This is a genomic window from Sphingomicrobium arenosum, from assembly GCF_026157085.1.
In the GTDB taxonomy this organism is placed as follows: Bacteria; Pseudomonadota; Alphaproteobacteria; order Sphingomonadales; family Sphingomonadaceae; genus Sphingomicrobium; species Sphingomicrobium arenosum.
Genome location: NZ_JANPVN010000001.1, coordinates 2,114,404 through 2,135,867, shown reverse-complemented (window position 1 = coordinate 2,135,867; position 21,464 = coordinate 2,114,404). Strand labels below are relative to the sequence as shown.

22 protein-coding genes are annotated in these 21,464 nt (G+C 66.1%); 6 read left to right on the top strand and 16 right to left on the bottom strand.

Features of this window, described 5'->3' with window-relative positions:
- Positions 1–61 precede the first annotated feature (61 nt).
- The 4 genes from NUW51_RS10735 to NUW51_RS10720 all read right to left on the bottom strand — a co-directional run bounded on the left by NUW51_RS10735 (position 62) and on the right by NUW51_RS10720 (position 5,322).
- A complete protein-coding gene (locus NUW51_RS10735; protein WP_265587518.1) occupies positions 62–580 on the bottom strand; it encodes a fasciclin domain-containing protein in 519 nt (172 codons plus the stop codon).
- A complete protein-coding gene (locus tag NUW51_RS10730) occupies positions 580–1,596 on the bottom strand; it encodes a hypothetical protein (protein ID WP_265587517.1) in 1,017 nt (338 codons plus the stop codon). Before NUW51_RS10730 ends, NUW51_RS10735 begins: the two co-directional genes overlap by 1 nt.
- A 56-nt stretch (positions 1,597–1,652) precedes the next feature.
- Positions 1,653–2,936, bottom strand: coding sequence for a spinster family MFS transporter (locus NUW51_RS10725; RefSeq protein ID WP_265587516.1), 1,284 nt, complete (start codon positions 2,934–2,936; stop codon positions 1,653–1,655).
- 73 nt (positions 2,937–3,009) lie between these two features.
- Positions 3,010–5,322 (bottom strand): TonB-dependent receptor, encoded by a 2,313-nt coding sequence (locus NUW51_RS10720; RefSeq protein WP_265587515.1) that lies wholly within the window; start codon positions 5,320–5,322, stop codon positions 3,010–3,012.
- A gap of 124 nt (positions 5,323–5,446) precedes the next feature.
- Here NUW51_RS10720 and NUW51_RS10715 point away from each other — a divergent pair, with 124 nt between their 5' ends.
- Entirely contained in the window at positions 5,447–6,067 is a 621-nt protein-coding gene (locus NUW51_RS10715) for a TetR/AcrR family transcriptional regulator (protein WP_265587514.1), read from the top strand.
- On the opposite strand, the gene NUW51_RS10710 is transcribed toward NUW51_RS10715, so the two are convergent.
- From NUW51_RS10710 to NUW51_RS10700, 3 genes are all read right to left on the bottom strand, one after another.
- Positions 6,064–7,230, bottom strand: a complete 1,167-nt coding sequence (locus NUW51_RS10710) for a kynureninase/PvdN C-terminal domain-containing protein (RefSeq protein ID WP_265587513.1) — start codon at positions 7,228–7,230, stop codon at positions 6,064–6,066. The genes NUW51_RS10715 and NUW51_RS10710 overlap by 4 nt on opposite strands.
- A complete protein-coding gene (locus NUW51_RS10705; protein WP_265587512.1) occupies positions 7,227–7,988 on the bottom strand; it encodes a tryptophan 2,3-dioxygenase in 762 nt (253 codons plus the stop codon). The genes NUW51_RS10710 and NUW51_RS10705 overlap by 4 nt, the downstream gene beginning before the upstream one ends.
- A gap of 71 nt (positions 7,989–8,059) precedes the next feature.
- Entirely contained in the window at positions 8,060–8,524 is a 465-nt protein-coding gene (locus NUW51_RS10700; protein ID WP_265587511.1) for an outer membrane protein assembly factor BamE, read from the bottom strand.
- Positions 8,525–8,658: 134 nt separating this feature from the next.
- Here NUW51_RS10700 and NUW51_RS10695 point away from each other — a divergent pair, with 134 nt between their 5' ends.
- Together NUW51_RS10695 and NUW51_RS10690 are read left to right on the top strand one after the other, a co-directional pair.
- Positions 8,659–9,177: a ubiquinol-cytochrome C chaperone family protein gene (locus NUW51_RS10695; protein ID WP_265587510.1), complete on the top strand. Its 519-nt coding sequence runs from the start codon at positions 8,659–8,661 to the stop codon at positions 9,175–9,177.
- On the top strand, positions 9,174–9,704 hold the full coding sequence (locus NUW51_RS10690) for a YceD family protein (protein WP_265587509.1): 531 nt from the start codon (positions 9,174–9,176) through the stop codon (positions 9,702–9,704). Before NUW51_RS10695 ends, NUW51_RS10690 begins: the two co-directional genes overlap by 4 nt.
- 3 nt (positions 9,705–9,707) lie before the next feature.
- Here NUW51_RS10690 and ssb read toward each other — a convergent pair whose 3' ends face one another.
- Positions 9,708–10,199 carry a single-stranded DNA-binding protein gene (ssb, locus tag NUW51_RS10685; RefSeq protein ID WP_265587508.1) on the bottom strand — a complete coding sequence of 164 codons (492 nt, stop codon included), beginning with the start codon at positions 10,197–10,199 and terminating at the stop codon, positions 9,708–9,710.
- 207 nt (positions 10,200–10,406) lie between these two features.
- On the opposite strand from ssb, the gene NUW51_RS10680 reads away from it, so the two are divergent.
- Positions 10,407–12,488: a TonB-dependent receptor plug domain-containing protein gene (locus tag NUW51_RS10680; RefSeq protein ID WP_265587507.1), complete on the top strand. Its 2,082-nt coding sequence runs from the start codon at positions 10,407–10,409 to the stop codon at positions 12,486–12,488.
- On the opposite strand, the gene feoB is transcribed toward NUW51_RS10680, so the two are convergent.
- From feoB to NUW51_RS10660, 4 genes are read right to left on the bottom strand one after another with little or no spacing between them, the layout of a single operon-like run.
- Positions 12,485–14,338: a ferrous iron transporter B gene (gene feoB, locus NUW51_RS10675; protein WP_265587506.1), complete on the bottom strand. Its 1,854-nt coding sequence runs from the start codon at positions 14,336–14,338 to the stop codon at positions 12,485–12,487. The two genes, NUW51_RS10680 and feoB, sit on opposite strands and share 4 nt — an antisense overlap.
- Positions 14,335–14,616, bottom strand: coding sequence for a FeoA family protein (locus NUW51_RS10670; RefSeq protein ID WP_265587505.1), 282 nt, complete (start codon positions 14,614–14,616; stop codon positions 14,335–14,337). Before NUW51_RS10670 ends, feoB begins: the two co-directional genes overlap by 4 nt.
- A 51-nt stretch (positions 14,617–14,667) precedes the next feature.
- Positions 14,668–15,333 (bottom strand): COQ9 family protein, encoded by a 666-nt coding sequence (locus NUW51_RS10665; RefSeq protein WP_265587504.1) that lies wholly within the window; start codon positions 15,331–15,333, stop codon positions 14,668–14,670.
- Positions 15,330–16,205, bottom strand: coding sequence for a DMT family transporter (locus tag NUW51_RS10660; RefSeq protein ID WP_265587503.1), 876 nt, complete (start codon positions 16,203–16,205; stop codon positions 15,330–15,332). Before NUW51_RS10660 ends, NUW51_RS10665 begins: the two co-directional genes overlap by 4 nt.
- A gap of 82 nt (positions 16,206–16,287) precedes the next feature.
- On the opposite strand from NUW51_RS10660, the gene NUW51_RS10655 reads away from it, so the two are divergent.
- Together NUW51_RS10655 and NUW51_RS10650 are read left to right on the top strand one after the other, a co-directional pair.
- Positions 16,288–17,376 (top strand): alkene reductase, encoded by a 1,089-nt coding sequence (locus tag NUW51_RS10655; protein ID WP_265587502.1) that lies wholly within the window; start codon positions 16,288–16,290, stop codon positions 17,374–17,376.
- Entirely contained in the window at positions 17,373–18,002 is a 630-nt protein-coding gene (locus NUW51_RS10650) for an SOUL family heme-binding protein (RefSeq protein WP_265587501.1), read from the top strand. The genes NUW51_RS10655 and NUW51_RS10650 overlap by 4 nt, the downstream gene beginning before the upstream one ends.
- Before the next feature lie 9 nt (positions 18,003–18,011).
- On the opposite strand, the gene ribH is transcribed toward NUW51_RS10650, so the two are convergent.
- From ribH to ribD, 4 genes are all read right to left on the bottom strand, one after another.
- Positions 18,012–18,434, bottom strand: a complete 423-nt coding sequence (gene ribH, locus NUW51_RS10645) for a 6,7-dimethyl-8-ribityllumazine synthase (RefSeq protein ID WP_265587500.1) — start codon at positions 18,432–18,434, stop codon at positions 18,012–18,014.
- Positions 18,434–19,717, bottom strand: coding sequence for a 3,4-dihydroxy-2-butanone-4-phosphate synthase (gene ribB / locus NUW51_RS10640; RefSeq protein WP_265587499.1), 1,284 nt, complete (start codon positions 19,715–19,717; stop codon positions 18,434–18,436). Before ribB ends, ribH begins: the two co-directional genes overlap by 1 nt.
- Positions 19,718–19,767: 50 nt before the next feature.
- Positions 19,768–20,379, bottom strand: coding sequence for a riboflavin synthase (locus NUW51_RS10635; protein ID WP_265587498.1), 612 nt, complete (start codon positions 20,377–20,379; stop codon positions 19,768–19,770).
- 91 nt (positions 20,380–20,470) lie between these two features.
- Positions 20,471–21,439: a bifunctional diaminohydroxyphosphoribosylaminopyrimidine deaminase/5-amino-6-(5-phosphoribosylamino)uracil reductase RibD gene (gene ribD / locus NUW51_RS10630; RefSeq protein WP_265587497.1), complete on the bottom strand. Its 969-nt coding sequence runs from the start codon at positions 21,437–21,439 to the stop codon at positions 20,471–20,473.
- Between the last annotated feature and the right edge of the window lie 25 nt (positions 21,440–21,464).

Below are 21,464 nucleotides of genomic sequence, written 5' to 3'. Positions count from 1 at the left end.
GGGCGCGCCACCCGTCCAATTGGTCCCGTTCCGGACCTATCAGGCGGCGTGCGCCAGTCCGTCAGGCGCCGAGCAGTCCCGCCACCTGATGGACTGCGCCATCCTCGAGCGGACCGTCGCCGGGGGTCAGCGCCACGGCCGCACCGCCGCTCGACGGCGCGATGGTCAGTTCTTCCCCATCGCGGCGCACGACGAGATCGCTGCCGCCATAGCTGGGCAAGGTCAGCTCGCCGCCCTCGGCCTTGTCGAGCGCGGCGGCAATATCCTCGCCGAGGATCGTGCCCGGCAGGATGTGCAGCGTCACCAGCGCAGCCAACTCTTCCTTGTCCTCGGGCAGCGTCTCGGGGAAGGCGCTGTCGGGGGGCAGGAGCACCGTATAGGGCTCGGGCCCCTCGAACAGGCTGTCGAGCCCCGCCGCGCCGAGCGCCTCGGCGAAGCGGCTGTCGGCCGGGATCGCGCCCGCCAGCGTTTCGGGATTGGCATCGACCTGGCTGACCGGTTCCTCGGTCGCGCCGGTATCGCCACAGGCCGCGAGCGTCAGCGGCAGCGCGACCAGCGCGCTCTTTACCAGCACCTTCATTAGAGCACCGCCTTGATCGCTTCGGCGATCAGCATGGTGGTGGGGTCGACACGATAGATATAGCCGTCGCTGTAGCGATACATGTTCTGCGGACTGTCATAGTAGGTCTCGCGATAGGCATAAGGCACGTTGTAGACCGAATAGGCCGAGGGCAACGGCTGGCCCACGCCGAGGTCGCCCGTCAGCAGCGAGACGACCGAGCGAATGAGCTGGGTCTCCGGATCGACCCTATAGATCGCCCCGTCGCCGTAGCGATAATAGGGATCGTCGTAATAGCGGCGATACTGATAGGGCAGGTTGTAGCTGTCATAGGCGCTCGGATAGCGCGTGCCGACGGGATAATAATATCCGCGGCGATCGTAGAGCGGGATGAGGGCGTTGATCAGCCCGTTCGATCCCAGCCGATAGATATAGTCGTCGCCATAGCGATAGTCGTAACGATCATCGCGCCCGAACCAGTCGGACAGGACGCCCGACAGGCGACGCTCGGCATAGTCGGTCGGGACGCGCTGGCCGTACATCTTCTTGGCCTGGCCCGGCGGGAGACAGCCATTGTTCTTCTTCGCCAGCCCCGGGGGGCAGCCGTCGATCATTCCCTGGCCGCTGCCATAACGATAGTCGCTCCGGCGATAATCGAAGATGTCGCGGTCATCGCCTCGACGGGCGACTCGGCGTTCGACGTCGCGCACCACGACCCGATCGTTGCCGCGCCCGTTATTGGCGCGCATGGGCGGCCCACGGCGGTCATCATTGTCGCGGGCGACGCGGACACGGTCGTTGCCATTGCCGCGATTGCCACGATCCTGATTACCGCGCGCTTCCTGGCGTTGCGGACCGCGTCGATCGGCATTGCCGTTGCCGCGGCCATTGCCGTTGCCGCGCGCTTGCTGGCGATCGGGCTTGCCACCGCGTTCGGCCTTTTCGGGCTTGCCCTTGCCCTCGGGCTGGGCGGTGGCGACGGCGGGCAGGCTTACCGCCAGCGCTGCCGCGGCCACACCGCAAAGAATGTTACGCATGTCAAATCTCCTTCGCCGGACAGAACGACGAAAGGCGGTTTGACGTTCCCGATCGCTCAGCACGCTGGCGCTTCCTCGACCCAGTCATTGGGGAGGCGGCGTGCGGCGAACCACATCAAAAGCGCGGCGAAAAAATAGACGCCGAGGACCGCCAGCGCGGCATAGCGCAGGCTGTCGGCCCCATAGGTTTCGCGCAGCGCGTCCGAGATGCCGCCGATGAGCAGCGGTCCGACGCCCAGGCCGATAAGGTTGTTGATGAGGAGGAACGCCCCGCTCGCGGTGGCGCGCATGGGCGGCGTCACGATATGCTGGATCGCGGTCGTGACCGGGCCCAGCCACAGGATGTTGAGCGCATTGGGAATGAGCAGCAGCGCCCAGACCAGCCAGAGGCTCTCGCTGAGGAGACCCAGTGCATAGAGCGGTGCGGTGATCAGCCAGGCGATCATCGGCAGCCAGGCGTACCAGCGGCGGTCGCGCGTCCCGAGCCGGTCGGCGAGCCAGCCGCCCATGAACACGCCAATCGTGCCGCCGAGGAGCAGCAGCGAGCCCATGAACTGGCCCGCGCCGATGAGGCTCATGTCGAAGCTGCGGATGAGCACGCTTGGGATCCAGATGGCGAGGCCGTAGCCGCACAGGCTGGACAGAGAGGCGCCGAAGGCGAGCAGCCAGAAGCTCCGCTTCTTCCCGATCAGCGGGAACACCGCGAACAGGTCGGCAAGGCGCTGCGGCGACCCCATCGTGCGCGGCCTGTCCTTGACCACCAGCTTGAAAATTGGCGCGAAGAGGATGCCCACCACCCCCATGGCGATGAAGGCGACGCGCCAGTTGATATATTCGGCGATATAGGCGCCGAGCACGGTCCCCGCGCCAAGCCCGATGGGCACGCCGAGCGAGAAGATGGCGAGCGCGCGGGCGCGCCGCTGCGGTGGGAAATAGTCGGCGATGAGCGCATAGGATGGCGCCACGCCGCCCGCTTCGCCAACGCCAACCCCGAGGCGCAGGAGGAAAAGCTGCATGAAGCTGGTCGCGGTGCCGCACAAAGCGGTGAAGCCCGACCAGACCGCCACGGCGCCCGCGATGACGCCCGAGCGGCTGGTGCGGTCGGCGAGCATCGCCAGCGGCACGCCGAAGAAGCTGTACAGAAGCGCGAACGCCAGCCCGCCGATGGCGCCAAATTGCGCGTCCGAAAGCCCCAAATCCTCCTTGATCGGCTGGGCGAGGATACCGAGGATCTGCCGGTCGAGGAAGTTGAGGATATAAGCGAAGAGCAGCATGCCGAGGACGACATTGGCGTTCGGGCTGCGCGCTGCCGGGGCAGTGGTGGTAGGGGTGCTGGCCATGGAAGGTAGCTAGCGGGGCCGCCCGCCCTTTGCCTAGGGGGCAAAAGGCGAGCGGCGCTCCGCTCTTGCCGTTCTAGTAGCGATAGCCGAGCTTCACCTCGAAGGTGCGCGGCGCGCCGTAATAGACGGTTCGTATGTTGCCGATCGAGCTGAATTCCTGCCCGTCGGTCTTGTAGCGCTCGTCGGTGAGATTGTTGCCATAGAGGCCGATCGACCAGTCGCCTGCCCCATTCTCCCACACGATCCGAGCATCGGACAGCCAATAGCCTTCCTGGATCAGCCCCTCGATCACCTCGTCGGTGCCGAGATAGGTGTTGTCGACCGCCAACGCATGCTCCCCCTTGTAGCGCGTCTGTCCGCCGAAGGTCAGCGTCCCCGAGGCGCCGAGGTCAGCGCTATATTGGGCGCCGAAGCGCGCCGTCCAATCGGGCGCGAAGGCGGGCATCTGGAAGCTGCGGTCGCCGTTCGGATAGCGATCGTCGGCGAACTCGCCATATTCGGCGTCGAGATAGCCGATCTGCGCATCGAGGCGCAGCGCCTCGACCGGCTCCAGCGCCAGTTCGAGCTCGGCGCCGCGAATGGTCAGCTCGCCAGCGTTGAGGACCGCGAGGCTCGGCTCGGGAATGCCGTCGACTTCGGACAGGCCCGCGACGCGCGCCTGGAAGTCGGTATAGTCGTTATGGAAGACCGCCACCGCGACATCGAGCATGTCGGCGACGCGCGCCTTGGCGCCAACCTCGTAGGACCAGACCGTCTCGGGATCATAAGCGCGGGTCTCGCTGGGATTATTGGCGCGCCCGTTGAACCCGCCTGACTTGAAGCCCTTGGCGACGCGCGCATAGACGAGGCTATCCTCGCTCGGCGAAAAGTCGATGCTGGCCATCGGCGACAGGTCGCCCCAGCTATCCTCGGGCTCATATTCGAACGGCGCGAGGCTGGTCAGCAGCGGGCTCGAGGAGAAGGTCGAGGTGGTACGGAAATAATCCTTGTTCTCGTGGGTATAGCGCAGGCCCGCCGACAGGTTGAGCATTTCGGTCAGCGCGACGGTGACATTGCCGTAGGCGGCATAGCTTCGCGTCTCGAGATCATCGTCGATGGTGCGCAGGAAGGTCGGATTGCCCAACACCGGTCCGACGAGATCGTCGGCATAGGCCTCCTGATGCGAGCTGACATTCTCGGCGAGATAATAGAGACCGAAGACGCCGCTCAGCGTTTCGCCGTCGAGCAGCAGCTGCAGCTCCTCGCTGAATTGGCTCTGGTCGACGCCGACGAACACGTCGCCCGTCTCCACTTCGGTTGCGTCGATGTCGATATAGTCGTCGGTATCGAGGTTGCGATAAGCGGTGATCGACTTGAGCGAGAGCGTGGGCGAGAGGTCGTGCGCGACGATGGCGCTCAGCCCCCAATGATCGAGTTCGGTCGAATTGGGCAGGGTGGGCGTGGTGCGCCCGGTGAAGTCATAGTCGTCGGAATCGGGATTTTCCGGTCGATCGAGCAGCGGCCCGCCGAACAGGTCGGTCAGCGGATTGATCGGCTGGCCGACCGTCATCGCGGCGCGGTCCATGGTATAATCGGCGGCAAGGTCGATGCGCGTGTCGGCGCCCGCATCGAAGGCCAGCGTGCCGCGCAGCGCGGTCGTGTGCTTGTCGTTATAATCACGGTCGAGCACCTCGTCCTCGACATAGCCGTTGCGGTGCGACTGCATCGCCGCCAGCCCCGCCGCGACCCCGTCGCCGATAGGGCCCGAGACGCTGCCCTTCACTTCGACCTTCTCATAGCTGCCGATCGCCAGCGAGGCGGCCCCGCGCAGCGTGTCGCCGGGGCGACGGGTGACGAGCTTCAACGCGCCGCCGATGGTATTCTTGCCATAAAGCGTGCCCTGCGGCCCGCGCAGCACCTCGACCCGTTCAAGGTCGAGCAGGTCGAGCTGGGTGCCACGAATGCGGCTCATGTAGACGTCGTCGACATAGACCCCGACCGCGGGGTCGAAGGTCTGCAGCGCGTCAGGCTGGCCGATGCCGCGGATGAAGATGTTGGTGGCGTTGGACGAGCCGCGTCCCTGCACGATGTTGAGGTTGGGCACCGCGCCCTGCAGCCCCGTCGTGTCGCTCGCCTGGAGGCGATCGAGCGCGCGCTCGTTGAAGGCCGAGATCGACAGCGGCACGACGGTCAGCGCTTCGGCCTGGCGGCGCGCGGTGACGACGATCACATCGTTCGCATTATCCTGCCCTTCGGCGTTCAATGCAGTGGTCGCGGCGGGTTCACCGGGCTGCTGAGACGCGCTTTCGGGATCGGTCGCGGACTGGGCCGAGGCGACCTGCGGCAAGAGCGCGGCGAGCGCGAGACACGAAACGGAAACGCCGAGACGGCGGGTGATCGAGTGCATGGGTTCCTCCCCTGATGTGACGGGGATGCATCCTGACCATGCTCCCCCTTGCAATCGCCAATAATGAAAGTTGAACCAACTTTCAACTTCGGATAATGATCGGCTCATGGGGGAGAGGAAGCAGATGAGCGACCGGCACGCCGACGGAACTGACTCCAAGGCCAGCTCGAAGGCGCCGCGCACTCGTAGGGGTGAAGCGACCCGGGCGCGGATCCTCGATGCCGCGCGGGTCGAATTCGGCCGCGTCGGGTTCGCCGACACCTCGATCGTCTCGATCACCGGCCGCGCCAAGGTCGCGCTCGGCACCTTCTACACCTACTTCGATTCCAAGGAGGAAGTGTTCGCGGCGCTGGTCGAGGACATGTCGGCGCGGGTCGCGCAAGCGGTCGGTCCCGCCATTGCCGAGGTCGATGCGGCGCTACCGCGCGAGGAGGCCGCGCTTGCCGCCTTCCTTCGTTTCGCGCGCGAGCAGGCCGAGGTCTACCGCATCATCGATGAAGCCGAATTCGTCGATCCCGCGGGCTTCGAGCGCCATTATCGCACCACCGCCGCGCGCATGCGCGACCGGCTCGATGCCAGCCCCGACCTCGCCGCGCCGGACAGCGACTTGGATGCCGAGGTGCGCGCCTGGGCGCTGATGGGAATGAACGTCTTTCTCGGGCTGCGCTTCGCCGTCTGGGGCGACGAGGACCCTGCCGAAGTCGCCGCCGCCGCCAACCGCCTGTTGGCCAAGGGCCTGCGCTAGAGCGTCTTCGCTAGCGCCGCGAGCGCGTCGACATCGCGCGCATCATGATAAAGGCCGAAGCCGAAGCGGATCACCTCGCCGCGCACGTCGGTGACGCAACCCTCGGCCTTCAGTGCCGCGCACCAATCCGCCGCCCGTTCGTGACGATAAGCGAGAAAGCGCGCATGCGGCCCGCCATCGATCGGATTGAGCAGTTCGGCCTCGCCCAGCACCGTGCCCGCCAGCGCCTCGACCGCCTGTTCTTGCAGGGCCGCGACATGCGCGTTGATGGTGGCCGTATCGAGCCCTTCGGCGATCAGCATCCCCTTGATCGCATTCCAGCGGTAAAGCGCGCTCGGGTCGAAGGTCGCCCCCATGAAGCGCATCGCGTCCTCGGCATAGCCCACCATCCCCGGCGGCAGGGTGAGGTCCTCGAACTCGGCGAACCAGCCGGTCAGCGGCGGGCGCGGTCCGAAGCCCGGGGGGCAGCACATGAAGCCCATGCCCTCCCCCGCCATCGCATATTTGTAGCCGCCGCCAAGGAAGAAGGCCTTGTCGCTCCAGCCGCGCGGGAAGGGCGCTTCAAATGCCATGAAGCTGTGATAGCCGTCGATCACCACCCACGACCCCTCGGGCTGGCCCAGCTCGACCAGCGCATCGAGCGGCGCGACCACCCGCCCCGACCCAAACAGGACCTGGCTGACCATGACGAGATCGTGCGCGCCCTCGGCGGCCCTCGCGGTGAAGCGCTCGGCAAAGCTGTCGAACGGGTCGACCGCGACCGTCTCCAGCGTGATCTCCCCCGCCTCGACCCAGCGCGCGAACTGGCGCCGTGCCGAGTGGAATTCGCCGTCGCTGGTAAGAATACGCAGCGGTCCGCCAGCGCGGCGCGGACAGGCGGCGGCGAGGCGGATGATGAAATCATGCGTGTTGCCGGCGAAGACGATCCTTCGCCACTGGTCGTTGCCCATGCCGAGTTCGGCGGCGACATTGGCGGCAGCCTCGGGCCACACCTCGCCCATCACCTTGTCCCACTTGTGATCGGCGAGCGCGGCGGCATCGTCCCAGCAGCGCATTTGCCCGACCCGGCTCGCGTCGGGCCACAAATGGTGGCTGTGCGCCGCGATATGCAGCCGATCGGGATCGGCCTCGAGACTCTTCGAGAACAGCCGCTTGTAGCTCATAGTTCGGACCGCAATTCCCACAGGGCGGGGAAGGCGCGCTTGTCGAGTGTCGATTTCAGATAGGCCGCGCCCGCCGAGCCGCCGGTGCCCTTGCGGCCGCCGATGACCCGCTCGACCGTCACGACATGCTTGTGTCGCCAGGTCGCCAGCGCATCGTCGAGGTCGACCAGCTTTTCCGCGAGGCCATACAGTTCGGGATAGGTCTCGGTTTGCTCGTACACCGTCTTCCAGCTCGCCCGGATCGCGTCCGCGTCGGCAATATCGAAGCCCGCGCGTGCCAGCGCTGCATTGGCCTCGTCCCACACGCTCGGCGCCTCCAGAGCAGCGGTCAGCAGTTCATGCTCGCCGCTACCCGGTTCGTAATTCTTGAGAAAGCGCGGGTCCTTGATCCCGAGCCGATATTCGACGCAGCGGAACTGCGCCGACTGGAACCCCGATGCAGAGCCGAAATGGTGGCGGAATTTCATGTAATCCGATGGGGTGAGCGTGGACAGGATGTCCCAGCTCATCGTCATCACGCCCTGTATCCGGCTGACTCGGCTCAGCGCCTTGTGGACGAACAGGAACTTGTCCGCGCGCAATTCCTCGCACGCGTAATCCACCTCGAACAGGATCTGCTTTAGCCACAGTTCCATCGTCTGGTGAAGGACGATGAACAGCATTTCGTCATGCACGTCGCTATGCGGATGCTGCGCGCCGAGAAGCTGGGGAAGCGACAGATAGTCGCCATAGGTCTGGTCGTCGGGAATGGCGGTCATGGAAGACGGCCTAGCCCGCGTGACAAGAGGCGGCAAGGGCGCCCGATACCGGACCCCTCGCCACGTCTCGCTTACTGCTGCGGCTGCCCGTTGCCGACGAGCCCGCCGGTCTGATTGACCGAGCCGATGTTGCCGAAGATTTCCTCGAAGAAGCTCTTCTCACGGCCGAGCGTCGGGGTCTCGTCGTTCGACGGATCGATGTTCACGGCCAGTTCGGGACCGGTTTCGGTGACCGAGGCGACATCGCCGCGCTCGTCGAAGGTGACGAGGATGACGCGCTGGTCGGTTATGCGAGGCTGGCGAAAGGCGAAGCGATCGGTGCGGCGCGCGACATAATACCATTGCTTGTCGTCGAACTGGCCGACGAAGCTCGGCGTGCCCAGCGTGGCCTTGACCGATTCGCGATTGTCGATGCCCGGCGCGATCGCCTCGGACAGTTCTTGGTTGTAGACATAGCCCTGGTCGCTGCGGATGCCCGCGCAGCCGGCGAGCGCGGTGGTCAGGGCCGTTAGGGCCATCAGGTGGCGTACACGCATGTTCAATCTTCCGATTCGTAAAGGTCGCTGGCCCTTGCCGGGCGCTATCGGGCCGGACTATGCGGCTCTCACTGCCTGCTTGCAAGGAAAAGGCTGAACCCTTGCTTGCCGAAGGCGCGATCAGGAGAAAGCCCATGCGCAAGCTCTTTTCATGGCTGCGTCCCCCGCCCGGCGCCGAGGCCGCCTCGCTCTATGCCGCCATCGTGGCGCAGGCGCGCGACAAGCATTGGTATGTCGAGGGCAAGGTCGCCGACGACGTCGACGGGCGCTTCGGCATCCTCTCGACACTGATCGCGCTGACCGTGTTGCGGCTCGAGCGCGGCGAGGAAGAAGCGGTGCGCGGGTCGGTCGCGCTGACCGAGGCCTTTATCGCCGACATGGACGCGCAGATGCGCGAAGAAGGCTTCGATGCCGGGCTCGGCAAGCAGGTGCGCTCGATGGTCGGCGCGCTTGCCGCCCGGGTCGACCGCTGGCGTTTCGCCGAGGAAGCCGAAGGCAGCGCCGACCAATGGCGCGAGGCCGCACGGTGGAGCATCTTTCGCGATGCCGAACCCGACGAGGCCGCGCTGACCTATGTCTCCGAACAGCTGCGCCGCTTTGCCGAACGCATCGAGGGCGAAAGCGACCAACTGCTCCTACGAGGTGATTTGTGATCGACCATTTGGTCAGCGTCCCGCTTGCCACGCTGAAGGACGGCGAGACCATCGCCATCAACCTCGACGAGCCTGAGCGCGCCGACGTCGCCGCGCGGCTGCGGCTGCAATCGGTCGAGCGCTTCACCATCGACGCGACGCTCCAGCACGAGGGGCAGGCCGTCACCGTCAACGGTACCTTGGCAGCCAGTGTCACGCACAGTTGCGTCGCCACCGGCGATCCCGTGCCCGAGACGATCGAGGAGCCTTTCTCGCTGCTCTTCGCCCCCCAGCCAGAGCATGAAGAAGATGCCGAGATCGAACTCGGCGTCGATGATCTCGACACCATCTTCCACGACGGGCGCGAAATCGCGCTGGGCGATGCGCTCATCGACACGCTCGCCTTGTCGCTCGACCCCTATCCGCGGGTGGAGGATGCCGACACGCGGCTGCGCGCGGCGGGGGTATTGTCCGAAGAGGAAGCCGGCGCCTTCGGGGCGCTCGCCGACCTCAAGAAGAAACTCGAGGCCGGCGGCAAGGACGACTAGACCCTAAAAGGGCACGTCGTCGTCGAGGTCATTGTCGAAGCTCGCCGGCTGCGGGCGCTGCTGCGGGGCACTGCCGCCGCCGCCCTGGCCGCCACCATAGCCGCCCTGGCTCCCGCCATAGCCGCCACCGCCGCCGCCACCACCGCCTTCGCGGCTGTCGAGCAGCACCAGTTCGCCGCGATAACGCTGCAGCACCACTTCGGTCGAGTAACGGTCGGCGCCATTCTGGTCCTGCCACTTGCGGGTCTGCAGCTGGCCTTCGAGATAGACCTTCGACCCCTTGCGCAGGTAATTCTTGGCGACACGGCCGAGATTTTCGTTCCAGATAACCACTTGGTGCCATTCGGTCCGCTCCTGGCGGTTGCCGTCGCGATCCTTCCACGTCTCGCTGGTGGCGACGCGCAGGTTCACCACCTCGCCGCCGTTGTTGAGCGAGCGCGCCTCGGGGTCCGCCCCCAGATTGCCCACCAGGATCACCTTGTTCACGCCCGCCATGTCGTCATTCTCCGCTAAACTTTCAGTCGTTATCCGAGCGATAGAGTGCGGCCACGCGACTGTCCATCATCCGCCGTCCATTCGTCCGTCCAACCGCCCCGAGACTCCGTTCGTCGAACAGCGCTAGGCATTCGTTGCGGTGCCGGTCAGAGCGCTCGTCGACAGTTGTAACCGCCGCTTCGCCGGCTCGTATTGCCAAGGACCATCATGACCCGCTTCGCCGCCACCGTGTCGTTGCTCCCGCTATTGCTCGCCCCGCTCGCTGCCCCGGCCAGCGCCGCCGAATCCGCTGCCGACGCGCGCCTCGAAGAAGCCAGCACGATCGAGGGTAGCCTCATCACCGACAACGCCTCGGCGCGCGATGCGCGGGTCTACACCCTCGCCGATCTTGCCCAATATGCGCCCCAGACCGCGCTCGACATGGTCAATCGAATCCCGGGTTTCTCGGTCGATGGCGGCAACCAGGGCAATCGCGGCCTCGGGCAGGCGAGCCAGAACATCCTCCTCAACGGCGAACGCGTCGCAGGCAAGTCGAACGATGCCATCACCACGCTGCAGCGCATCGACGCGCGCAAGGTCAGCCGCATCGAAATCCTCGACGGCGCCACGCTCGACGTTCCCGGCCTGTCGGGCGAGGTCGCCAATATCGTCTACGACGCCACGACGATCAGCGGCACGTGGCGCTACCAGGCGCAGATCCGCCCCCGCATCGAGGACACCTTTCTCGATGGCAGCGTCAACCTGTCGGGCGGCAGCCTGACGACAAACTGGTCGCTGAGCCTTAGCAACAACAGTTATCGATCGGGTAATTGGGGCCCCGAAACCGTCATCAGCGCGGACGGTGACCTTCTCCTCGTACGCGACGAACTGGGTCGCTTCGATGGTGACCGCCCGCGCATCGCGGGCAGCTATTCCAAGACCTTCGCCAACGGCAACGAGCTCAATCTCAATGGCGCGGGCGAACTCTATTTTGCGCGCAACAAGACCGATGGCCTCGTCTCCCCGGTCGGAGAGGAACCGTTCGAGGAGCGTTATCGCAGCGGCGAGGACGAATGGAACCTCGAGCTCGGCGGCGATTATGCCTTCGACCTCGGCGGCGGGCGCCTGCGCCTGATCGCGCTCCAGCGCAACGAACATTCGCCGACCTACAGCGACTTTCGCGTCATCGGCGAGGGCGGCAGCCGCTACGAGCAGGTGGTCGATGAAAACGAGAGCATCCTGCGCGGCGAATATGGCTGGAAACGCGGCTCGGCCGACTGGGAAGTCAGTCTCGAGGGGGCCTATAACAGCCTCGGCTCGAGCGCCACGCTCGACGTGTTCGACACGCTCGACACGGTCCGCACCGATCTGCCTGGCAACGATATCGAGGAACTACGCAGCGAAGCCATCCTCAGCCTCTCGCGCCCCTTGTCGGACGCGCTCTCGCTCCAGCTCAATGGCGGCGCCGAATATAGCCGCATCAGCGCGACCGGCGTCGACTCGCGCGCCTATTTCCGGCCCAAAGGCTCGGCGGCCATGAGCTGGCGCCAGAGCCCTGACCTCACCGTCAATGCCAAGGTCGAACGCATCGTCGACCAGCTCAACTTCTTCAGCTTCCTCGCCGCGGTCGACGTGGTCGACGGCAGCGATCGCGAAAGCAACAACAGCATCGTGCCGCAGGAACGCTGGCGCGGCCGTCTCGAGGCGGTCACCAAGCTCGGCGCGTGGGGCAATATCACCCCCTATGTCCAACTCGACCGCATCGAGAATGTAATCGAGTCCATTCCCATCAGCCCTACCGAGGAAGCGCTCGGCAATGCGGGCAACGCCTCCGCCATCGTCTACGGGCTCGACGGCACACTGCTATTTGCGCCGCTCGGGGTGAAGGGCGCGCGGCTCGATATCCACGCGCACCGCGGCGATTCCAGCTTCGTCGATCCGCTGCTGCTGACCCGCCGCGAATTGAACGGCAACGAGTTCGAGCATGTCCGCCTGTCGTTGCGCCACGACATTCCCGACAGCCAGCTGGCCTGGGGCGGTTCGATCAACTGGTTCGAGTTCGGCTATAATTACCGTCTCGACCAGCAAGGGCGCTCGGACAAGCCGCGCCCCGACCTCGAAATGTGGGTCCAGCACAAGGACGTGTTCGGGATGCAGGCCACGGTCGGGCTATGGAATTTGCTCGACAATCGCGACGACTATGAGCGCATCGTCTACGTTGATCGCCGCGACGGGCCGATCGACTATGTCGAGACGCGAAAACGTGGCTATGGGCGCATCGTCGCGATCACGCTGACCGGCAGCTTCTAGCCCAAACCGAACGCCACCGCCGTCCAATAGGTCGCGCCTGCCGCAAGGTAGGCGACGACAAAGAGGTAGGCGGTCATAAAGGCGGGCCATTTCCAGCCGTTGGTCTCGCGCCGCGTCACCGCGATGGTGCTGATGCACTGCGGTGCGAAAACGAACCAGGCGAGGAAGGCCAATGCGGTGGCCAGGCTCCAGCGCCCGGCGATGCGCTTCTCCAGCGTTTCCAGTCCTTCCTCGTCCTCGGCATCGAGCGCATAGACGGTGCCGATCGCGGCTACTGCCACTTCACGCGCCGCCATCGCGGGCAGGAGCGCCATCGACACGTCGCGATTGAAGCCGATCGGTTCGACCACGACATGGATGGCATCGCCGATCTTGCCGGCGATGGAGACTTCGGATTGCAACTCGCCCGGCCCCGCCTTGGGATAGGAGGCCAGCGCCCACAGGATCACCGTTGCGGCCGCGATGATCGTCCCTGCGCGCTTGAGGAAGATCCACGCCCGCTGCCACAGGCCGATCGCGACATCGCCCAGCCGCGGCAGCTGATATTTGGGCATTTCCATCATGAAGGCCGCGCCGCCGCCCTTCACCACCTTCGACCGGATGAGCGAGCCCAGCACCACCGCGCCGAGGATGCCCGCGACATAAAGGCCGAACAGCACCAGACCTTGCAGACCCACGCCGGGCAGCACGGTCAAGTTGGGGATGAAGGCGGCGATGATCAGCGTATAGACCGGAAGCCGAGCCGAACAGGTCATCAGCGGCGCGATGAGGATCGTCACCAGCCGGTCCTTGGGATCATCGATCGTGCGCGTCGCCATGATTCCCGGCACCGCGCAGGCGAAGCTCGACAAGAGCGGGATGAACGCCGCGCCATTCAATCCCGCATGCCGCATCAGCCGGTCCATGATGAAGGCCGCGCGGGTCATATATCCCGAGCTTTCGAGCAGCAGGATGAAAAGGAAGAGAATGAGGATCTGCGGGAGGAAGACGATCACCGCCCCCACCCCCGCGAACAGTCCGTCGACCACGAGCGATTGCAGCCAGCTGCCCTCGGGCAGCACGCCGCCGACCGCATTGCCCGCGCCGATCGCCAACCCTTCGAGGAAGTCGGCGGGCGGCGCGGCCCAGGCGAACACGGCCTGGAACATGACGAACAGCAGCGCGGCGAGGATGATCGGGCCGCCGACCGGATGCAGGAGTACCCCGTCGAGCCGGTGCGTCAGCGCGCGCGAGGCGGTTTCCGATACGATCGCCCTGGTCGCGATGTCGCGCGCCCGGCGCTGGAGCGACAGGCCGTCCTGCGACGGCGCTTCAGCATCGGGAAGCCCGTGGGGCGTCGAGGTCGCCTTGGCGAGCGCCTCGCGCACCGCGTCGATCCCGCGGCGGCGGACCGCGACCGTCTCGATCACCGGCACGCCCAGCTCGGCCTCGAGTATCTTGGCATCGAGTTCGAGCCCGTCGCGCTTGGCGAGGTCGAGCATGTTCAAGGCCACCACTGTCGGCATCTTGAGCTCGATCAGCTGCAGCGCGAACTTGAGGTGATTGTCGAGATTGGCCGCGTCGAGGACGATCAGCAGCGCATCGGGCAGCCGCTCGTAATCGCCCTCGCCCAGCAGTACGCTGCGCGTCACCATTTCATCGGGGCTCGCCGCGTCGAGGCCATAGGCCCCCGGCAAGTCGACGATTTCGGCGGGCGCGCCATCGGGCAGCGTCAGCTTGCCGACGTGGCGCTCAACCGTGACGCCCGGATAATTGGCGATCTTCTGGCGCGCACCCGTGAGGGCGTTGAACAGCGCGCTCTTACCGGCATTGGGGTTACCGGCGACGGCGATCAGCGGGGGACGGTTCACGCGGCGGCGGTCGCTTTGTCGGCGGCGATCAAGTGGATCGCATGGGCATGGGCGCGGCTGATCGCCACCGTCATGCGCCCGACTCGGACCGCGACCGGATCGGCCCCGAAGGGCCCGCGATGGAGCTTCGTCACCAGCACTCCCTCATCGAAGCCGAAATGCTTCAATCGCGTCGCATCGCGCGCCGCCAGCGCTTCCCAGTCAATGGTCGCGACGGTCGCGGAAGCGCCCAGCGGCAGCCGGTCGAGAGTCAGGGGATTCGCAGCGTTTCCAGTCATTATTGCGACTGATTATCAATTTCGAGAGGCGACTTCCACCCTTTTCGCGCGTCAGGCGCTGGGCGGGTAACGCAGCCGCCCGAGGAAGCGGCTCATCGAGAAGCGCCGTTCGGACCCGCCGGTCCACTTGGCCTTCCATTTTTCGAACTGCATGACATCGTCGATGCGTCGGTCGAGGAAGGCCGCGGTGTCGGCCCAACCCTCGCTGTCATCGTCGAGCCAGGCATAGAGCGTGGCGCCATAGACGCCGGTCAGGATCGCGCGCTTGGTATAGTGATTGTAATCGGTCGCGGTATCGCCCGCGAGACGCCACATCGCATCGGCGCTGCGCCACGCGGTCTTGGCCGACAAGGCGAGGTTCTGCGGCAGCGACAAGATCGACAATCCCGTGCGCACCGCCTCGCGCGCCGGTCCGGCCGCTTCCAGTCGGAACCAGATGAGCGCGCGGATCTTGTCGCGGATTTTCAATGGATCGATTTTTTCGGGTGGGAAGGCGGCGACCATGGCCACGTCGATGCTCTCGATCCACGCCGCGACCATCTCGCCCGGATCCTTGGGCCAGGCCAGCCGCGCCACGTCGCGGTCGATCCCCAGCTGGTCGGCGGCAAGATCAACCGCCTCCATCGTCCAACCGTCGAACACGGCATTTTCCGCCACGGCGGGGGCGAGTTTGAGGCGAGTCGCATCGAGCGGGGTCGGATCGGCCATGGCCTTCATGTGGCCGCTGGCACGCGCCGGCGCAAGCGCACCAGCACCAGCGCCGCGCCGATCATCACCGCGCCCGCCCAATCCTTGATCGTGAACACTTCGCCATACACGATCCAGCCCACCACCCCCGCAACCGCGGGCTGCGTGAGGAGCCCGAGGCCGACGACCAGCGGCGGCAATCGCCCGATGGCATAGACGAGCAGCCCCTGCCCCACGACCTGGCTCGACAGCGCCAGCATGAGCACCGGGCCCCAGTTGGTCGGCACCAGCGCCTCGGGCGTGGAAGCCGCCACCGGCAGCAGCATGAGCGCCGCGAACAGGCTGATCCAAGCGAGCAGTGGCAGCGGGTCGAGGCTCGGCCGCGCCTTGTCGACCGCGATGAGATACCCCGCATAGAAAAGCCCGGCCATGAGGCAGAGGATGTCGCCCCAGAAGGTCTCGGGCCCGAGATCGAGACTTCCCGACAGCAGAAGCAGCGATCCCACCACCGCCATCACCAGCGCGGCGACCTGCGTCGTCCGCGGCCACACCCGCGCGAGCAACAGCCCGTAGCAGGCAAAGACGAAGCTGCCGAAATTGCCGAACAGCACGCTGTTGCCCATCTTGGTCAGCAGGATGCCTTCGTGCCACGCGCCGAGATCGGCGGCGAAGAAGAAGCCCGCGACCACCAGCAATACCGTCAGTCCGCGGCGGGGCAACCGCAATTGCCGCCCGAGCGTGGCGGCCAGAACGAACAGCATCGCGCTGCCGAAGGACAGCCGCCAGAAGGCGCTCGCCATCGGCCCGACGTCGGCCATGCGCACGAACCACGGTCCGATCGCCATCGCCGACGCCCCGACGAGCAGCGCGACGAGTGGGATGGGCGTGATCTGGCGGTCCATGATTTCGCCATTGAAACGCCTTGAAGGCGGAAACAAGCGTCTCCACGTGCATTGGCCCAACAGAGCCATTGAAAAGAGATCCATGCCCGACCTGTTCGACCCCATCACGCTTGGCGACATCGCCTGCCCGAACCGCATCGTCATGGCGCCGCTGACCCGTGGCCGCGCCGACAAGGCGGGAGTGCATGGTCCACTCGCCGTGGAATATTATCGCCAGCGCGCCGAGGCCGGGCTGATCATCTCCGAAGCCACGGGGATCAGCCGCGAGGGGCTCGGCTGGCCCTATGCGCCGGGTCTATGGTCCGACGCGCAGGTCGACGGCTGGAAACCCGTCACCGAGGCGGTGCATCAGGCGGGCGGTCGCATTGTCGCGCAACTCTGGCACATGGGCCGCCTCGTCCACCCCGATCTTGGCGAAGGCCAGCCCGTCAGTGCCAGCGCCAGCAGCGGCCCCCACCGCCTCCACACCTATGACGGCAAGAAGGAGCCGGTCGAGGCCCGCGCCGCCACCCATGAGGATATTGAGCGCATCATCGGCGACTATGTCACCGCCTCGCGCAACGCCATTCGCGCGGGCTTCGACGGCGTCCAGGTGCATGGCGCCAATGGCTATCTGATCGACCAATTCCTGCGCGATTCCTCCAACCACCGCACCGATGACTATGGCGGCAGCGCGGAAAATCGCGCCCGCTTCATGCGCGAAATCATGGCCGCGATCGGCGACGAGATCGGCTTCGGTCGCACCGCCATTCGCCTCTCGCCCATCGGCGAGGTCAACGGGGTCGACGACAGCGATCCCGAAGCCACCTTCACCACCGTCGCGAGCATCCTCGAAGAGCTTGGCGTACCATGGATCGAAATGCGCGAACCGGGACAGGAAAGCTCGTTCGTCGAGGCCGCCCATCCGCGGGTCAGCCCCGCCATGCGCAAGGTCTATTCGGGCAAGATCGGGCTCAACAGCGACCTGGATCGCGGTTCGGGGCAGGCACTGCTCGATGCCGGCATCGCCGATTTCGCCGCTTATGGCCGCCCCTTCATCGCCAACCCCGATCTCGTCCGCCGCTTTCGCGAGCGCGCGCCCCTGAACCAGCCCGATCCGGAAACCTTCTACACCCGTGGCCCCGAGGGCTACATCGACTATCCCCAGCTCGAGGAGACCCCAGCCGCATGACCCAGCAACGTTCGAACAAGTGGAAATGGATCGGCGGCGCGGCGGCGATCGGCGGGCTCGCGCTCGTCGGCGGCCTTCGCTACCTCATGAAGGAACGCGCCACCCCCGAGCCCGACTATCTCGTCCATGACGAGGAAGGCCGCTTCCAGATCCGCGACTATCCCGGCTTCTGGGTCGCCGAGACCACCGCTTATGGCGACCGCCGCACCGCGATCCGCTCGGGCTTTCGTACGCTGGCCGACTATATCTTCGGCAAGAGCCACGATGGCGACACCATCCCGATGACCGCGCCGGTGATCGAGGAGAAGGACGGCGAGGATCGCTGGAAGGTCCGCTTCGTCATGCCCGAGGGCGAGGATCCGCGCAGCCTGCCCGCGCCGCCCACGGGTGTGCGCCTCGACGAAGTGGTGGGCCAGCGTTTCGCCGTCGTCCGCTTCTCCGGCGCGCCGGGCGATTATGACCTCGAGGCCGAGGAGCTGGCCCTGCGCGGCTGGCTGCGCGACCGCGATTCCGAGATCAGCGGCGAACCGCTCTACGCTTTCTATAACAGCCCCGCGATCCCCGGCCCGCTGCGCCGCAACGAGCTGTGGCTACCGATCGCTGTCAAGGAGCCGACGGGCTATTAGGCCGCGCGCCTATTGCGCGTAGCGGTCGCGGAGTTCCATCATCGCCAGCACGGCCTTGGCCGCCTCGCCGCCCTTGTCCTTCTGCTTGGGATCGGCGCGCACTTCGGCTTGCTCGCGGTTCTCGACGGTGAGGATCGCATTGCCAATCGCCAGCCCCTCGAGGGTCAACGCCATCAGCCCGCGCGCGGATTCGCCAGCGACGATCTCGAAATGATAGGTCTCTCCGCGAATGACGACGCCGACCGCGACATAGCCGTCATAGCGGTCCGCCTGGCTCGCCAGCGCGATCGCGCCCGGTAGTTCCAAGGCGCCCGGCACGGTGATCGTCTCATGGCTGTGCCCGGCGTCCTCGAGCGCGGCCTTAACGCCTGCCAGCAGCTTGTTGTTGAGACCCTCGTAATAGCGCGCCTCGGCAATCAGGATCTTGCCCATCAGTCTTCACTCCCCGTTTCGATGGCGCGTTCCTCGACAATCCGAAGCCCATAGCCGTCCAGCGCCACCGGTGCGTGGCGGGTGTTGGTCAGCAGGATCATGTCCTGCAATCCCAGCGCGGCAAGGATCTGCGCGCCGATGCCATATCCGCGTAATGCCGGGCCGTTCTCCGCCGGCTTGCCCGAGCGCAGGTCGGCCGAGCGGCTGAGGCTCCCCGGCGCGGCGGCATGGAGCGCCACGATCACGCCGCGGCCTTCGGCCTCGATCATCCGCATCGCACCCTTCAGGAGGCCCGAGCGGTTGCCCGCCTCGCCGAGCACGTCAGCGAACAGGTCGAGGCTGTGCATCCGCACCAATGTCGGCGCTTCGGGATCGACTTGGCCGTGGACCAGCGCCAGCTGCTCCTCGCCCGACGCCTTGTCGCGGAACACGCGCGCCTGCCACTGCGCCCCTGTCGCGCTCGCAAAACCGCTGTCAGCGACCTGTTCGACCATATGGTCCGAGCGCAGCCGATAGGCGATGAGGTCGCGGATGGTGCCGATCTTCAGCCCATGTTCGGCGGCATAGTCGATGAGGTCGTCGAGGCGCGCCATCGTCCCGTCCTCGCGCATGATCTCGCAGATCACGCCCGAGGGATTGAGCCCTGCCAGGCGCGCGACATCGACCGCCGCCTCGGTATGGCCCGCACGCACCAGCACGCCGCCAGGCTGCGCGGTCAGCGGGAAGACATGGCCAGGCGACACGATTTCGTCAGGCCCGTTATTGGCATCGATCGCCACCGCGATGGTGCGCGCGCGGTCGGCGGCGCTGATGCCGGTGGTGACGCCATGCTTGGCCTCGATCGACACGGTGAAGGCCGTCTGCATGCTTTCGCGATTGACCCGCGCCATCGGCTCCAGCCCCAACTGCTCGACCCGCTCCTTGGTGAGCGTCAGGCAGATGAGCCCGCGTCCATGCTTGGCCATGAAATTGATCGCCGCCGGGGTCGCCATTTGCGCAGGGATCACGAGATCGCCCTCATTCTCGCGATCGTCATCGTCGACGAGGATGAACATCCGCCCGTTGCGTGCCTCGTCGATGATCGTCTCGGCATCGGCGAGCACGTCGGCGCGCCCCATGACGCGTTCCAGCCGCGCCAGCGTTTCGGCCGTCGGATTCCATTCGTCGGTGCCGAGCTTGCGCAGACTGTTGGGATGGAGACCGGCAGCACGGGCGAGGCCGGCGCGGGTCATCTTGCCGTCGTCGACAAGCGATGTGATGCGGTCGAGCAGTTCTGTAGCCATGGCGGCCCAATATCACATTGAAATGTGATGTCTAGCCATGGCGTCAGACATTAGCCTGTCGCTTTGCGCGCCTCGAGCATGCGTTCGAGGTAACGCGCCAACACATCGACTTCCATGTTGAGCTGCCGCCCGACCGGCATGTCGTCAAAGGTCGTGTGCCGCGCCGTGTGCGGGATGAGATTGACCGTAAAGCGAGTGACGTCATCCGCATCCTCGACCGTGTTGACCGTCAGGCTCGCACCGTCGAGCGTCACCGAACCCTTGGCCGCGATACCGCTGCCGAGCGCGCGCGGTACCGCCAGCGTGACCTTCAAGGAATCGCCCTCGGCCTCGCTCGCCGCCACTTCGGCCAGCCCGTCGACATGGCCGGTGACGATATGTCCGCCGAGCTCATCGCCCATCTTCAAGGCGCGCTCGAGGTTCAAGCGCGCGCCCTCCTGCCACAACCCGGGCGCGGTCTTCGACACCGTTTCGCCCGATACGTCGACCGCGAACCAGTCCGGGCCCTTGTCGACCACCGTCAGGCAGGCGCCCGAACAGGCGATCGAGGCGCCCAGCTCGACGCCGTCCATGTCGTAGGAACAGCCGATCACGAGCCGCTTGTCGCCGCGCTCCTCGACGCTGCGCACGGTGCCGATGTCGGTGATAATGCCGGTGAACATGGTGGCCCTTCCTCTCTCTCATCGCCCCTATCGTGTCGCGCGCTCGCTGGGAAGCGGTGCGGCGCAGAAGGAGACTTGAGAGAATATGATATCAATTTTCTAGCCGTGTGTTTTCCCGAATGCGTTCATAGACTTCGCGACGGTCGAGCCCGAGGCTTCGTGCCTCGCCGATCGCCCAGCGACCATGCGCATCGTTGATCCGGTCGAGCCCGACATAGCCGATCGACGACTGCCCCTCGCCGATCAGGATCGGGGCCCGATAGATGAGGATGCGGTCGACGAGGTCCGCTTTCAGGAATGCCGTCGCCACCCCCGATCCGCCCTCGACCAGCAGGTCGTTGGCGGCGAGTCCGTGAATGTCCATCGGATCGCGCAGCGCCGTCCAGCCCTCGGGCGCCTCCATCGTGCGCGACAGGAGCAGGCGCTGAGGCGAATAATCCTCCAGCCCCGGCAGCCGCACATCAAGCCCCGGGTCGTCGGCCTCATAGGTGCCGCGCCCGACAAGGATCATGTCGGCGCGCGCCCGTTCGCGATGAACATCGGCACGCGCCTCGGCGCCCGTCAGCCATTTCGATTCGCCCGACGGCAGCGCGATCTTCCCGTCGATCGACAGCGCCAGCTTGAGCGTCACCCGCGGGCGCCCCAGCGCGAGTCGGGTGAAATAGCCCGCCAGGCTGCGCGCCGCCCGCTTCGCCCCGCGCCCGGTCTCGACCTTGATTCCGGCCTCGCGCAGCATCGTCACCCCGCTCCCCGCCGTGCGCGGGTCGGGGTCGAGACAAGCGATGACGACCTTGCCGACGCCGGCCTCGACGATGCTGCGCGCGCAGGTCGGCCCGCGCACGCTGGAATGTGCGCAAGGTTCGAGCGTCACATAGAGGCTGGCACCGCGCGCAAGCTCGCCCGCGCGCTCGAGCGCCACTGCCTCGGCATGCGGGCGCCCGCCAGGCTGGGTCGCGCCCTCGCCAATGATGACGCCGTCACGGAGAATAACGCAGCCGACGGCGGGGTTCGGTGCGATTCGCCCGCGCGCGCGTTCGCCAAGGTCGATGGCCCGCGCCATCGCGGTCGCGGGCGTGATGGCTGCG

Coding starts and splice junctions, on each gene's coding strand:
- NUW51_RS10735 (WP_265587518.1), bottom strand. CDS start 580: ATGAAGGTGCTGGTAAAGAGCGCGCTGGTCGCGCTGCCGCTGACGCTC.
- NUW51_RS10730 (WP_265587517.1), bottom strand. CDS start 1,596: ATGCGTAACATTCTTTGCGGTGTGGCCGCGGCAGCGCTGGCGGTAAGC.
- NUW51_RS10725 (WP_265587516.1), bottom strand. CDS start 2,936: ATGGCCAGCACCCCTACCACCACTGCCCCGGCAGCGCGCAGCCCGAAC.
- NUW51_RS10720 (WP_265587515.1), bottom strand. CDS start 5,322: ATGCACTCGATCACCCGCCGTCTCGGCGTTTCCGTTTCGTGTCTCGCG.
- NUW51_RS10715 (WP_265587514.1), top strand. CDS start 5,447: ATGAGCGACCGGCACGCCGACGGAACTGACTCCAAGGCCAGCTCGAAG.
- NUW51_RS10710 (WP_265587513.1), bottom strand. CDS start 7,230: ATGAGCTACAAGCGGCTGTTCTCGAAGAGTCTCGAGGCCGATCCCGAT.
- NUW51_RS10705 (WP_265587512.1), bottom strand. CDS start 7,988: ATGACCGCCATTCCCGACGACCAGACCTATGGCGACTATCTGTCGCTT.
- NUW51_RS10700 (WP_265587511.1), bottom strand. CDS start 8,524: ATGCGTGTACGCCACCTGATGGCCCTAACGGCCCTGACCACCGCGCTC.
- NUW51_RS10695 (WP_265587510.1), top strand. CDS start 8,659: ATGCGCAAGCTCTTTTCATGGCTGCGTCCCCCGCCCGGCGCCGAGGCC.
- ssb (WP_265587508.1), bottom strand. CDS start 10,199: ATGGCGGGCGTGAACAAGGTGATCCTGGTGGGCAATCTGGGGGCGGAC.
- NUW51_RS10680 (WP_265587507.1), top strand. CDS start 10,407: ATGACCCGCTTCGCCGCCACCGTGTCGTTGCTCCCGCTATTGCTCGCC.
- NUW51_RS10670 (WP_265587505.1), bottom strand. CDS start 14,616: ATGACTGGAAACGCTGCGAATCCCCTGACTCTCGACCGGCTGCCGCTG.
- NUW51_RS10665 (WP_265587504.1), bottom strand. CDS start 15,333: ATGAAGGCCATGGCCGATCCGACCCCGCTCGATGCGACTCGCCTCAAA.
- NUW51_RS10660 (WP_265587503.1), bottom strand. CDS start 16,205: ATGGACCGCCAGATCACGCCCATCCCACTCGTCGCGCTGCTCGTCGGG.
- NUW51_RS10655 (WP_265587502.1), top strand. CDS start 16,288: ATGCCCGACCTGTTCGACCCCATCACGCTTGGCGACATCGCCTGCCCG.
- NUW51_RS10650 (WP_265587501.1), top strand. CDS start 17,373: ATGACCCAGCAACGTTCGAACAAGTGGAAATGGATCGGCGGCGCGGCG.
- ribH (WP_265587500.1), bottom strand. CDS start 18,434: ATGGGCAAGATCCTGATTGCCGAGGCGCGCTATTACGAGGGTCTCAAC.
- ribB (WP_265587499.1), bottom strand. CDS start 19,717: ATGGCTACAGAACTGCTCGACCGCATCACATCGCTTGTCGACGACGGC.
- NUW51_RS10635 (WP_265587498.1), bottom strand. CDS start 20,379: ATGTTCACCGGCATTATCACCGACATCGGCACCGTGCGCAGCGTCGAG.
- ribD (WP_265587497.1), bottom strand. CDS start 21,439: ATGGCGCGGGCCATCGACCTTGGCGAACGCGCGCGCGGGCGAATCGCA.